Origin of the sequence: Legionella norrlandica (genome assembly GCF_000770585.1) — a bacterium.
In the GTDB taxonomy this organism is placed as follows: Bacteria; Pseudomonadota; Gammaproteobacteria; order Legionellales; family Legionellaceae; genus Legionella; species Legionella norrlandica.
In genome coordinates, this window is sequence record NZ_JNCF01000037.1 from 14661 (window position 1) to 27785 (window position 13125).

Below are 13125 nucleotides of genomic sequence, written 5' to 3' on the forward strand. Positions count from 1 at the left end.
TTTTAAGTACAGGTTGGGTCGCTGTGACCCAATACTTGCTGTATTCAAATAATATTTATTGACTAAACTCTGCTTTAAAACCTTGCCAGCAATCAATGTAGTCTATCTGTCTACTTGGATGCTGGTATGCTTGCTCGGTAATTTGCCAGTAATCTTTGGTTTCAAACATAAAAGCGAGAGAATCGATATAGTTTGGTTTTAATTCTTGTGAGGCTGCGATTTCGTAAGATTCATAATCTGGACCATGTGGAGTCATGCAATTATGAATGCTGATACCACCGGGCACAAATCCCTCTTTCTTGGCGTCATATTCTCCATAAACTAGACCCATTAATTCATTCATATAGTTCCTATGGAAATAGGGGGGTCTAAATGTATGCTCTGCAACCATCCATCGAGGCGGAAAAATAACAAAATCCAGGTTGGATACTCCTGGTATTTCACTTTCCGAAGTTAATACTGTGAATATGGATGGATCCGGGTGATCAAAGCTCACTGTATTTATGGTATTGAATAAACTGAGATCATAACAATAAGGGGCATAATTACCATGCCAAGCAACGACATTGAGCGGTGAGTGATCACATACTGTGAACCATAATTTTTTCTGATTCTTACAAATAATGGTGCATTCACCTTTGGTTTCTTCAAAGGCCGCTACTGGATATCTGAAATGTCGTGGGTTTGCCAGACCATTTGCCCCAATAGGACCCAACTGGGGCAAAGTTAGGGGATTGCCGCTATTTTCACAAAGGTAACCTCTTGCTTCCTTGCTAATTACCTCCACTTTAAATTTAATACCGCGAGGAATAACTCCAATCATTCCTGAGCAGAGATTTAATCGACCCAATTCAGTATTTAAAATAATTTCACCCGCATAAGGAACAAACAACAATTCGCCATCGTTATTGGCAAAATATTTATCGCTCATGGAATGGTTACAATAATAACTATAGGCATTGATGAAATGATTTCCAGCAATATGAAATAAGCCTTCAATGAAGTCGCATTTGATTTGAGGATTATTATAAATAGGAGACCAACGTAAGGCGTTGGGCGATTGATCTTCAGCAAAAGATTTCACTATATTTATTTCATAGGGATAATAGGTTCCTTGAGTAATCGTAGGAAGAATTCTATAGAGCCAACTGCGAAAGTTAATATGTCGTGGACGAGTAAACGAGGTCCCATTCAATTGCTCTGCGTATAGCCCAAGATTACAGTGTTGAGGCGAATTTTGATTAGGGGGTAATGCTCCAGTAATGGCCTCAGTATGGTGGTAGTTACCAAATCCTTGCAAGTACACAGTGAAATCTCCTTAAAGACTTTAGAATGATGCTAGGATAGTCTAAAAAAGCCCAAATTGTCGAGAGCAGCAGGTTGAATCATTTTTAAATATTATAATGAGTTCTAATATACCAGATATCTTTTCTTAAGATATGGGGGTTTTTCATAAGTCCTGATTCTTTTTGACGGTAGAGCATTGTATAATTAGCGTATGAAAATTATTTAGAGGTGAAGCAATGGCTGGTCATAGTAAATGGGCGAATATTAAATTTCGTAAAGGGGTTCAAGATGCAAAACGGGGAAAAGTATTTACCAAATTAATTCGTGAAATCACAGTAGCTGCCCGGATGAGTGGTGGGGACGAATCAAGTAATCCACGATTGAGAGATGCTATTAAGAAAGCGCTTAATGCTAATATGAAGCGTGATACTATAGATAATGCTGTTAAACGTGGAGTAGGAGGTCTTGATGGCGAAGCCATGATTTCCATGCGTTATGAGGGATATGGCCCAGGTGGTGTTGCCATATTAGTTGATTGTTTATCTGACAACAAAAATCGAACAGTTTCTGAAGTCAGGCATGCCTTTTCGAAACACGGGGGTAACTTAGGAACGGATGGCTCTGTGTCTTATCTTTTCACGAATCAGGGTGAAATTCTAATGGCTGCAGGTCAGTCAGAAGAGAAAGTAATGGAGATTGCAATTGATGCTGGAGCTTCTGACGTTTCAGTTGAGGACGATCAAATAGAAGTGATTACCCCTGTTGAATCCTATCATAATGTATTAAGCGCTTTGCAGGAGGCTGGTTTAGAAGTTGAGCAGTCCCATTTGACCATGCGTGCGCAAACCTTGATACCACTGAGTGATGAAACTGCTGAAAGTTTAATTAAGCTGATTGATATGCTGGAAGATTTGGATGACGTTCAGGAAGTATACAGTAATGCTGAGTTTTCTGAAAAAATATTAGAATCAATGAATTAATGACCATTATATTAGGGATAGATCCGGGCTCACGGGTTACAGGATATGGGCTGATAAGAGAATCAAGCCAGCAAATTGAATATATTGATAGTGGATGTATACGTACATCAAGTGATGCTGAATTAAGTCATAAATTACTACAAATATATGACGGAATATGTCAATTAATGGATCATTACTCACCTACTGAAGTGGCTATTGAGCAGGTATTTATGCATCAGAACCCTAATTCTGCTTTGAAATTGGGACATGCGCGGGGGGTTGCTATGGTAGCTGCAGCTTCACATCGCGTAAAAATCTGTGAGTATTCAGCAAGAGAGATAAAACAAAGCATAGTAGGTTACGGGGCCGCTGAAAAAGAACAAGTGAGTCATATGGTTGTTGAACTTCTTATGTTAAATAGATCTCCACAGAAGGATGCTGCTGACGCCTTGGCCATTGCCATATGCCATAGCCATATGCGGAATGGGTTGTCTAGATTGGTCGGTTCACGAGGAATAAAAAGAAGGAGAATGAGGTTATGATTGGTTGGCTCCATGGTCAAGTGGTAGATAAGCATCAACCAGGAAAATTAGTTTTGGATGTTAATGGAGTGGGGTATGATGTAGAAACTTCCTTGAATACTTTTTTTCAGATAGAAAATAATAACAAACCAATTGGTTTGCATATTCATACAGTGGTTCGGGAAGATGCTTTATTGTTGTATGGTTTTTTAGATAAAGAGGAGCGGTCTTTATTTAGGGCATTAATTAAGGTGAATGGGATCGGCCCCAAGTTGGCTATGGCAATTTTGTCTAGTATTTCTCCTCAGGAATTTATCCAGTGTATTCATCAAGAGAATTCTGCTTTATTAACTAAATTACCCGGTATCGGTAAAAAAACAGCCGAACGCTTGGTTGTGGAAATGCGAGACAGCTTGAAACAGTTTGGTGAATCAGCTACGGCTGCTATCAATAAACAGGGAAGGAATCACCCTCAAGATGAGGCGATTAGCGCTTTGGAGGCTTTAGGTTATAAAACGCAGGAAGCAATAAAAGCAGTGAATAAAATTGGTGATGATAAAAGTTGTGAGCAAATAATTCGCGAAGCCCTACAAATTCTCTCATCGAGATAACCTAGACGGTATGAAGGCATCAGGGTCTTACTGTTGGGCTTGTTTATTTGGGTTTGTTCTAATAGGTAAGAAAATTCTTACAATTAAACCCGTCCCAATTTTTGGCGAATCAAGAACAACTCTACCACCGTGAAGCTCACATATTTGTTGTACAATCGCTAAACCAAGACCGCTGCCAGGACTTTTGTTGCCTAATACTCTGAAGAATCGTTCAAAAACGCGTTTTTGTAGCTCACGCGGAATACCAGGGCCATTATCACTGACCTCAAGTATGATTTCATTATTATGTCTTAATAAGCGAACAAGCACCCTTCCATTTTCCATGGAGTAACGAATGGAGTTATCAACTAAATTTCGGATTAATATCCCTAGCGCTGTAGGATGCCCATAAATTTTGGGTGTTTTTTCATCAGTTTCAAACTCAAGCTCAATGTGCTTTTCAACTGCAGAGGGAGCCATCATGGCTAGAACTTCACGAGTCAATTTACTTAAATTGACTTCCTCCTGTTCATGAAGCTCGGTAGCCTCAGGGACAAGTCTACTCATGGTTAATAATTGCTGAACTATATGTGTACTTCTATTCACGCTGGCAATTAATTTTTGCAGGGCTTGATTTTTTTCTTGTATGTCGTTGGAATTTAACGCCACTTGAGCTTGAGCTTTAAGCGCTGCAAGGGGGGTTCTTAGCTCGTGCGCTGCATCGGCAGCAAATCGTTTCTCACGCTCAAATCCTTCTTTGAGACGAAAAAATAATTTATTCAGTTCATCAATGACAGGTTTAATTTCTTCAGGGACTTCTTGCAAGTCGACTGGCTCAAGATGACTCGGGGCACGATTAGCTACCTCTTCTGCTACTTTATCAAGACTATCTAATCCTCTTCCAATAATGATCCAAATTAGTAGTCCTGATAATGGGAAAGTAAGTAGCATTATATAAAGATCGTCTTGGGCAATTCTATGTCCAAGTTCATTACGAGTGTTATATCGTTCTGCTAATACAGTGCGAATTCCTGCTTTATCATTGTACGTTGTAAAAACACGCCAGTCTTGACCAGATATTGTTTTATCACTGAAACCATCGATCTCTGCCGTTAAAGGTATTTTAGGAGCGGTAGATGAGTGTAATAGTAATTTGCCACCATTGGTCCATACTTGAAAATTAAATTTATCTAAATAGCTTTCTTGAGGTTCGTCATTTAAATACCTTTTTTGATAATAAGTATTGATTTTTTGGGGGATGGTTTCTAGAGCATTTTGTATTTTTACAAGAGGTCTTTGGTGAAGATCATCCCCTAGCAAAGCTTGGTAGGATAAAGCGGAAACAGCCATTAAAGTATCAAGGTGATCTTGAATGTCTTTTTGATCCAGATAATAGTTACCTATGGCAGTAAGTGTAGTAGTGATGGTAATGGCAAGTAATAAGTTAATTAATAGAAACTTTCGTATAGAAGATTTCACGATAAAAGTACACCGTCATTTTTTTCGGCCATATACCCGACCCCTCGGATAGTTCGGATAAAGTTTGCGTTAAGTTTTTTGCGAAGATTATGAATATGAACTTCCAGGGCGTTACTGTCCACATCTTCTTCCCAGCCGTAAATGCTTTGCATTAATTGCTCACGAGATAATACCTGGCCACTGTTTTCAAGTAATTTTTGTAGCAAGGCAAATTCTCTTCGTGGAACATTTACTAAAACGTCATCTACCAATACAGAATGTGCTGCTGGGTCAAGAGTAATATTTTTGTATTGCAATACTGAATCAGCTCGACCCTGAGAGCGTCTTACTAATGCTCTAATTCTTGCACTTAATTCATTTAAATCAAAGGGTTTGATTAAATAATCGTCCGCCCCACTGTCTAAGCCTTTCACGCGGTCCTCTACTGATTCTCGAGCAGTCAGGATGATAACAGGCGTAGCATTCCCATCATGCCTGATGCTTTGCAATAGAGATAAACCAGATAGTTTGGGTAGTCCCAAATCAAGAATAATGAGCTCAAAGGACTCTGACTTAAGGGCTGCGCGAGCGGCTTCTCCATCCCTTAGCCAGTCAACAACATAACCAAATTGTGTAAGGCCGGTTTTTACTGCATCTCCAAGAAGTTCATCATCTTCAACAAGTAGTAATCTCATCGGTTCTCCTACTTTTTGGTTGCCTATCCAGATGCTGAGTTCTTATTATTATTTTCAAAGCTCTTCTCATCTGTATGCTTGGTTAAATAAAAAGCCTGAATCAAGACAAAAAGCAATGTAAAACCAACCCCACCAAATAATTTAAAATTCACCCACACATCGATATCAAAACAATAGGCGACATATAGATTTAAGGCCCCCATGATTACAAAAAATAATGTCCAAGCTAAATTGAGCCTATGCCAAATTTTTGTAGTTAAATTAATATTTGATTCCATCATTTTTTGGATTAATGGTTTAGAACCTACATAACTGGAACCATAAAAGACAATGGCAGATAACCAGTAGATGCCAGTGGGTTTCCATTTGATAAATAATGGATTTTGGAAAAACAGCGTAGCTCCGCCCAATACCATGATAATAGCCAAACTGAATAAATGCATTTTTTCATAATGTTGGAATTTTAGTCGGTAAAATGCTACTTGAGCGAGAGAGGCGACCATGGCGACAGCTGTAGCTGTATAAATGCCAGAAAATTTATAGGCTATAAAAAATAAAACAATAGGAAAAAAATCAAATAGTAATTTCATATTTTTTAATATATTAATTAATTATTATCATTATAACACAAGTTTTAAACTCACCTGCAAGGATTGCACCTGATTAGCGAAATAATCAGTGATATTTAAATCGGTCTGCTTCGGTTAAAGTTTATTTGTTCTAACCTACTAATATTTTTTGCCCCAAACGTAGAGGTGTGGTCTTTTTTAATCCAGGATTTAAACTTATAATGGTATTGACTTTGGTCTGATGTTTTCTCGCAATAGTATTTAAGCTGTCCCCAGATTTTACTATATATTGAATAGGTTGCTTTACTCTTTTCCATATAACCAATTGTTGTCCTTTACGTAAAGGGGCATTGTTTGTCAATTTATTCCAATTTTTTAAGTCTTTATCAGTAATTCCATAAGTTTTTTGAATTTTTTGATAAGTATCTCCGTTTTGAACAATATGGATGATGCGAATATTTTTCATAGGAAGCAGTTTTTGTAAAACAGGGGGTTTATCTTCAGAGGCTTTCTTGGCCACAACAGGGGTGTTTTTACTGCTAGGAATAAGTAAAGATTGATTAAGTTTCACCTTATTATTGGGCAATTGATTTAGCTGTTTTATTAAATTAGCGGTTGTATGATATCTCTTGGCAATATTATCAAGACTATCGCCTCTTTGTACTAAATGTTTAGCCCAGCTTACCCGTCTATCTTCAGGTACGTTTGACAGATTTAAGTTAAATCGCTCGACTTTTTCTGTAGGAATTAATAATTTAAATGGTTTATAAGGCGCTGTTGTCCATCGATTATAACCAGGATTTAATTTAATTAATTCTTTATAGCTGATTCCGGCGAGTTTTGCAGCGTGATTTAAATCAATTTGACTACCTATGTTCACTTCTTCAAAGTAAGGAAGATAAGGTATACTGGGCAATGTTATTCTATAGCGTCGAGGATTGTTAATGATTTCAGCCAAAGCGAGTAAACGTGGAACATAGACTTTGGTCTCTCTTGGAACTGGTAAGTTCCAGAATTGGACAGAACGTCCGGGACGAGTGGTTGATTTAATTGCTCTTGCAATCGTCCCTTCACCAGAGTCATAAGCTGCTATTGCTAGAATCCAATTCCCATTAAAATATTTATTGAGGTAGAGCAAATAATTCAATGCAGCATCAGTTGATGGACCAATACTGCGCCTACCATCAAACCACCAATCTTGTTTTAATCCTAATTCACTCCCTGTGCGTGGCATAAGTTGCCATATGCCTGCAGCTCCTGCTCCGGAGTAGGCGAAAGGATCGTAAGCACTTTCTATCATGGGAAGCAGTGCTAACTCGCCGGGCAGTTTCCTTTTTTTAATTTCACCTAATACATGATAAATATACGGTTCTGATTGACGACTTACTTTATTAATATAACTGGGATGAGAAACCAGCCATCTGATTTGTTCTTGCACTTCTGGGCGGGTAACCTCATGACTTAGCATAAACTCACTACGTAATACATCCCATACGTCAGGGGTTGTCCTAGAAATTGCAGTATTAGAAATCCCAAGAAATATGAAGATGCAAAATAAAAAACTTTTTATTATGAATAACTTATAATTCAATGGTATTACCTGTTACTATTATTGGCTAGCCAGTTTACTAAAAATTAAAGAAGGATTAAACCCTTTTTGACTTAATTGAATCCATATAGGATTAAAATTATTCCTTTTGGTTCATTATTTGAATGAATCTTTCTGACTTCTTAGTATCTTAAATACATCTAGCGATTCTGAGGATAATGCTCCATGGGAAATGGCATATTGCTTTACAGCTTCAACATTGGTGCGTAAAAAGGGATTGATTGATAACTCCAGATCTAATGTAGAAGGCAGAGTACATGTCGATGATTGCTGTCTAATTTGTTGCATATAATTGATCACTGTTAAATTATTAGGTTCGACAGTAAGGGCAAATTTTAAGTTTTGTAATGTATACTCATGAGCGCAAAATACTTTTGTATTACCAGGCAATTTTTTAAATAGCAGCAAAGATTGATGCAACTCTTCCATTGTCCCATCAAATACCCTACCGCAGCCCGCAGAAAATAAAGTATCCCCGCAAAATAACCAGCCATATTGTGGTTCATAATAGCTGATATGAGTAGAAGTATGACCAGGATTAAATAAAATATGAAAATTAAGGTGTCCGATTTGAATGGATTGATCTTTGGTAACTGGATGGGTGATATGAGTTATTCTATTATCAATGGGGCCGTATACTGCGCAGGAAGGCTGCTCTTTGATTAAAGAATCAACGCCTCCTATATGATCGTAGTGATGATGGGTTAATAGTATCGCTCTTAATGTCAATTGGTTGGATTGAGCAAATTGAATTACTGGGGCAGCGTCTCCAGGATCAACACAATCAAATATTCCAGTCACTTTATCAATGATTGCCCAAATATAATTATCTGAAAAGGCCTGAATAGGGATAATATCCATAATTTATACTCAAATTATTTGGTCTAGTAACTGTTTACCTTGAGCTTCTTGCCTATGCTAGCAATAGAGACCCAAGGAGACTATTTACATTTTTTAGAACTTGATTCAATGATATATGAAGACAAGCCAGGATTAAAATAGGACTTTAAAGTGTTTAGTATGGTTTGCATGTCTGAAGAAAAAGTATGTGGGGGGTTAATTATCCATAGACCACAGCCATTCATCCCTTGTCCGGAAAGTTCATCCAAATGGAACTCAATTCTAATTGCATTAGCATTAAGCTCCCTCATACCTTTTAAAAATTGTTCTGCCCATACTTTTTTAACAATGGGATACCAAATACAAAAAACTCCTGTTGTGAATCGTGAGTATGCATTTTTCATGGCAGCGGGTATTTCTTTATATTCTTCCTTTCTTTCATAAGAGGGATCGATAAAAATCAGCCCTCTTTTTTCCAATGGTGGTAGTAGGGCTTTCAACATTAAAATTCCATCAGTATGATTGATATGAATTTTTTTATTAAAGTGGGGAATTTGTAATAAAGCATTATATTCAGTGGGATGTAGCTCACAAAAGTATAATCGGTCTTTTAAACGTAATCTGCTACTGGCTAAATAGGGGGAACCAGGATAATAGCGCAATTGGAGACCATGGTTAATTTGGTTGATAATTTCCAAGTATTCGAAAAAAACTGGCGGCAAGTTTTTTCTATCTGACCAGATTAGGTTAATTCCCTGTTTGTACTCTTCAGTTTTTATAGCTTGCTTATCTTTCAAATCATACAAGCCCCTTCCTGAGTGTGTTTCAAGATAGAATAGAGGTTTATCTTTATGAGTGAGGTAAACTAACAGTCGAGTTAAGGCAATATGTTTTACTACATCGGCGAAATTTCCGGCATGGTAGCCATGTTGATAACTAAGCATGAAAAAAGGCTTTGAAAAAAATATATTTTCGAATTATATCAAATTAATCCTAATCTTGCTCGCTTTGATCTCAACTGCTTTTTCTAGGATTATTTCTTATTTGTGCACTATACTTTTTTTGAGGGGTCCGAATTAGGAGACTGATATGGGTTTACATGAAGAGTTAGAAGATCAATCATTTTCTGATTATAACTATGAAGAGGAAGTTGATGATCATATTGATGATTTAACACAGAAAAAGAAAATACGCCGCATGCTCGAAGATAAACTTGAACGTAAACGCTTACGAGATGAGTTTAAAGATGATTTTGATGAATTAAGCGGTGAATTTGATTGGGATGAGTTAGAGAAATAAGAATCAGTTTATCCTCTTAATTTTGCCGCTGACATCATTGTGTTTTCAAGCAACGAGACGATAGTCATTGGGCCTACACCTCCAGGTACAGGGGTGATCCAGGCAACTTTTTCTACTGCATTTTTAAAGTCAACATCTCCCCTGATGCTGCCATCGGATAGACGATGCATTCCAACATCAATCACCACCTGATGATCTTTAAACCAATCCGGATGAATAACATCCATTTTCCCAGTAGCAACAATTAGAAAATCGGCAATTTCCACAAATTTTTGCAATTGCTGAGTAAATTTATGACAAACTGTAACAGTGGCTCCAGCTAATAACAATTCAAGGCTCATTGGTCTTCCGACAATATTGGAGGCACCAATAACGACAGCATGTTTTTTTTTGACATTAAGATCATAATGATGCAATAAATTCATAATACCTAAAGGAGTACATGGCCTTAAAAAGGGATTTCGTTGAGCCAGCCTCCCTAAATTATAGGGATGAAAACCATCCACATCTTTTTCAGGTTTAATTTGCTCAATTATTGTTCTCTCATTAATGTGTTTCGGTAAAGGCAATTGAATTAAGATACCGTCAATTTCATCGGATTGATTTAGCTTATTTATTAAGTGAATCAACTCTTCTTGAGTTGTTCCATCGGGTAAGTCATAGGAATGAGAAATAATGCCTACTTCCTCACAAGCTTTTCGTTTATTACTGACGTAGATAACAGAAGCCGGATCATTACCAAGCAAAACAACAGCAAGCCCAGGTGCTCTTTGTCCTTGTTCGATGTGATGTTGTACTCTTTGTTTTAATTCATTTCTGCGAAGAGCGGATATGACTCTTCCATCGATTAATGACGCTGGCATATTTTTCTCGCAATTTTTATGGTGGTTATTATGAATTACAGGCTATTTTAATGCAAGATAACTTTGCTGGTCAGCGCATACTTCAGTTTTCTCGTACTGGCTTGCTGCAATTTTTGGAAGAAAACCAAGACATTCTATTATTCTTCCAGTTTTCTTAAGTAATTTTGGGCAATTTGATAAGCCTGAGATAAATTGTGATGCACTTCTGGGTGCATATTTTGATCTTGAGCTTCCATTTCATTTTTACAATCTAAAAGAAAATCTCGCAATAGCTTGCATTTTTCCTTTTTGCTTATATCCATTAGGAATATTTCTATAACTTCATTTTCCCTGTTCATATCGATTCCAATTTGCTTTATTAGCTTATCTATAATTATAGATGATGCCTGTCTGAAATTATCAATTGATCTTGTATGATATTATATGAACCTAGACGTGCTGATATTTAATAGAGTATTAAAGCTAGGGGTATTATTGAAATGTGTATTGAAATTTTACATATAACCCTATGATTTTTTATAGAATGATTTTATGGTTTCTTGAATAGACTTGCGTATAATGATAATTTTTAGTAAGCACAACTAAAACCATCCTATCTTAATAGGGTGCATGGAGCTCTGATTGAAAAAAACTGTTCTGTATATGGCTATTTTCTCATTGTCTATGCCAATGTCACTTTATGGACTTGGCTTAGGTGAAATGAGGGTACAGTCATCTTTGGATCAGCCTTTTTCAGCTGAAATAGAATTAATAGATGTAGGAAATGATCCTCTCGCTGGTATTAAAGCAAGTTTAGCAGATCCAGAACAATTTGAACTAGTTGGTCTTGAGCGAGCAACTGTCTTGACATTCTTAAAATTTCAGGTTGAGAAAAACACAAAAGGCGAACCTGTTATAAAAGTAATATCTACCGAAAGAATGACTGAACCGTATATGGAAATTGTAGTCGATTTGACTTGGCCAAAGGGGCAATTATATAAAGCATACACCGTACTTCTGGATCCGCCAGGATATCAATTGGGATTTACAACAGCCCAAAGTAAGCCTGTTTATTATAAGAAGAAATTATCAACGTATAACGAGCCTGGTGTTATTGAAAAAACCGTAGTCACTACTGTGGATCGTAGCCCAGTATCCAAGGATGATAGCAAAAAGAAAGCTACTTACGGTCCAACTGTAACGAACGAAAACGTATGGCAAATCGCTCAAAGATATAAAACCTCAAAATTAATTTTACCTCAAGTTGTATTGGCAATTGTGGGTGCTAATCCCGACGCATTTAAAAATGGAAACTTAAATGGTTTAAAAGTAGGAGTACGCTTACTCATTCCGTCAAGTGAAGAGATAGCAAAAGTACCGTCCGAATTAGCTATTGAAGAGGTAATGGCCCATGATAAAGCTTGGAATGAACAAACATCCATCAATCATGTGTTAGCTCCACCTTATATTAATGGTCAAATTGTAAAGGCAACCCCACAAACACAAACAAAAGGTTCCCAAATTCCTGTTATCCCTAAATTCACTATGGCGATGGTTCCTAATCAGCAGAAACTTCCCCAATTAACCTCAAACAACATCTCAATGCCTATAGAGACATTCACCCAGCAGCAGCCTGCACAGAATAGTAAAGCACAAACTATGGAACAGGATGAAAAAATTAAAGCAGAAATTTCAATTACAACGGCTGCGGTGGAATCAGTTCGGGAATCTAATGCGTTATTGATGGAGCAATTGCGTATGCTCCAGGATCAAAATAAAAAATTACAAGAAAAATTAGACAAACGCGATAAAGAAATAGAATTGTTGCATTCGCAAATACAAGTCCTATTGAAAAAACGCCAGGCCGTGGCTTCACAAGCAAGTTCATTACCCACGAATGATCAATCGATAGGCTCTGGCCTTATATAATCTTATTAATACTGGTTGCTGGAGGAGCAGCAGGATTGGTTTATTGGTATCTCTTAAGACAAGGTCAACAAAATAGCGATGATGATTCCCCTTATAAAACGGATATCCCTTCTAGTCCTAAACCATTTATGCCATTAGTTGAGCCCGCAAAGTATAAACCAGATGAGCAATCAAGTGATGAACAAATCACTGGTTCTTCAAATCACGAAGAGTTATCCATTAAAGAAAAACAAACGAACTCTTTGATTTCTAAAATGGATATTGAAGGATTTAAGAAAAAAGAAGAGCCTGCACAGAATGATATTAAAGGCTTGGGAGAATTTGAAACCAAGGAAGAAACTCACATAAAGCCAGAAATTTTGAAAGAACGGGAAATTCAGAAAGAGCCTGAGATTCAGAAAGAGTCTGAAATTCAGAAAGAGTCTGAAATTCAGAAAGAGTCTGAAATTCAGAAAGAGTCTGAAATTCAGAAAGAGTCTGGGGTTCAGAAAGAGTCTGGGGTTCAGAAAGAGTCTGAGGTTCAG

The 13125-nt window shown here is 37.2% G+C and carries 14 protein-coding genes and 1 pseudogene; 6 read left to right on the plus strand and 9 right to left on the minus strand.

Annotation, left to right across the window (positions count from 1 at the left end):
* Window positions 1-55: 55 nt before the first annotated feature.
* Window positions 56-1306, minus strand: a complete 1251-nt coding sequence (gene hmgA, locus OK13_RS09380; protein WP_035890440.1) for a homogentisate 1,2-dioxygenase — start codon at window positions 1304-1306, stop codon at window positions 56-58.
* A gap of 217 nt (window positions 1307-1523) precedes the next feature.
* Here hmgA and OK13_RS09385 point away from each other — a divergent pair, with 217 nt between their 5' ends.
* Genes OK13_RS09385 through ruvA form a run of 3 tightly spaced genes read left to right on the plus strand, consistent with a single transcriptional unit; the run spans window position 1524 to window position 3381 of the window.
* A complete protein-coding gene (locus OK13_RS09385; protein ID WP_035890442.1) occupies window positions 1524-2267 on the plus strand; it encodes a YebC/PmpR family DNA-binding transcriptional regulator in 744 nt (247 codons plus the stop codon).
* Window positions 2267-2791, plus strand: a complete 525-nt coding sequence (ruvC, locus tag OK13_RS09390) for a crossover junction endodeoxyribonuclease RuvC (RefSeq protein WP_035890444.1) — start codon at window positions 2267-2269, stop codon at window positions 2789-2791. The genes OK13_RS09385 and ruvC overlap by 1 nt, the downstream gene beginning before the upstream one ends.
* Complete coding sequence (gene ruvA / locus OK13_RS09395; RefSeq protein ID WP_035890446.1) at window positions 2788-3381, plus strand: Holliday junction branch migration protein RuvA; 594 nt, start codon at window positions 2788-2790, stop codon at window positions 3379-3381. Before ruvC ends, ruvA begins: the two co-directional genes overlap by 4 nt.
* 27 nt (window positions 3382-3408) lie before the next feature.
* On the opposite strand, the gene OK13_RS09400 is transcribed toward ruvA, so the two are convergent.
* The 6 genes from OK13_RS09400 to OK13_RS09425 all read right to left on the minus strand — a co-directional run bounded on the left by OK13_RS09400 (window position 3409) and on the right by OK13_RS09425 (window position 9475).
* Window positions 3409-4839: an ATP-binding protein gene (locus tag OK13_RS09400; protein WP_035890447.1), complete on the minus strand. Its 1431-nt coding sequence runs from the start codon at window positions 4837-4839 to the stop codon at window positions 3409-3411.
* Window positions 4836-5513: a response regulator gene (locus tag OK13_RS09405; protein ID WP_035890450.1), complete on the minus strand. Its 678-nt coding sequence runs from the start codon at window positions 5511-5513 to the stop codon at window positions 4836-4838. The genes OK13_RS09400 and OK13_RS09405 overlap by 4 nt, the downstream gene beginning before the upstream one ends.
* A gap of 23 nt (window positions 5514-5536) precedes the next feature.
* The gene (locus OK13_RS09410) at window positions 5537-6103 is read right to left on the minus strand and encodes a septation protein A (protein ID WP_035890452.1); all 567 of its coding nucleotides are present in this window, start codon (window positions 6101-6103) and stop codon (window positions 5537-5539) included.
* Window positions 6104-6233: 130 nt separating this feature from the next.
* The gene (locus OK13_RS09415) at window positions 6234-7673 is read right to left on the minus strand and encodes a lytic transglycosylase (protein WP_035890454.1); all 1440 of its coding nucleotides are present in this window, start codon (window positions 7671-7673) and stop codon (window positions 6234-6236) included.
* Window positions 7674-7787: 114 nt separating this feature from the next.
* On the minus strand, window positions 7788-8552 hold the full coding sequence (gloB, locus tag OK13_RS09420; RefSeq protein ID WP_035890457.1) for a hydroxyacylglutathione hydrolase: 765 nt from the start codon (window positions 8550-8552) through the stop codon (window positions 7788-7790).
* A gap of 80 nt (window positions 8553-8632) precedes the next feature.
* Window positions 8633-9475: a 23S rRNA (adenine(2030)-N(6))-methyltransferase RlmJ gene (locus OK13_RS09425; RefSeq protein ID WP_035890462.1), complete on the minus strand. Its 843-nt coding sequence runs from the start codon at window positions 9473-9475 to the stop codon at window positions 8633-8635.
* Window positions 9476-9620: 145 nt separating this feature from the next.
* Between OK13_RS09425 and OK13_RS09430 the strand changes: the two genes are divergently transcribed.
* The gene (locus OK13_RS09430) at window positions 9621-9830 is read left to right on the plus strand and encodes a hypothetical protein (RefSeq protein ID WP_035890464.1); all 210 of its coding nucleotides are present in this window, start codon (window positions 9621-9623) and stop codon (window positions 9828-9830) included.
* Window positions 9831-9838: 8 nt separating this feature from the next.
* Here OK13_RS09430 and folD read toward each other — a convergent pair whose 3' ends face one another.
* Both folD and OK13_RS09440 read right to left on the minus strand, forming a co-directional pair.
* Complete coding sequence (gene folD, locus OK13_RS09435; protein ID WP_035890466.1) at window positions 9839-10693, minus strand: bifunctional methylenetetrahydrofolate dehydrogenase/methenyltetrahydrofolate cyclohydrolase FolD; 855 nt, start codon at window positions 10691-10693, stop codon at window positions 9839-9841.
* Window positions 10694-10830: 137 nt separating this feature from the next.
* On the minus strand, window positions 10831-11031 hold the full coding sequence (locus OK13_RS09440; RefSeq protein ID WP_035890468.1) for a hypothetical protein: 201 nt from the start codon (window positions 11029-11031) through the stop codon (window positions 10831-10833).
* A gap of 283 nt (window positions 11032-11314) precedes the next feature.
* Here OK13_RS09440 and OK13_RS09445 point away from each other — a divergent pair, with 283 nt between their 5' ends.
* Both OK13_RS09445 and OK13_RS15355 read left to right on the plus strand, forming a co-directional pair.
* Entirely contained in the window at window positions 11315-12601 is a 1287-nt protein-coding gene (locus tag OK13_RS09445; RefSeq protein WP_052117635.1) for a type IV pilus assembly protein FimV, read from the plus strand.
* A 35-nt stretch (window positions 12602-12636) separates the two neighbouring features.
* Window positions 12637-13125: pseudogene (locus tag OK13_RS15355) on the plus strand (FimV/HubP family polar landmark protein); the annotation flags it as partial.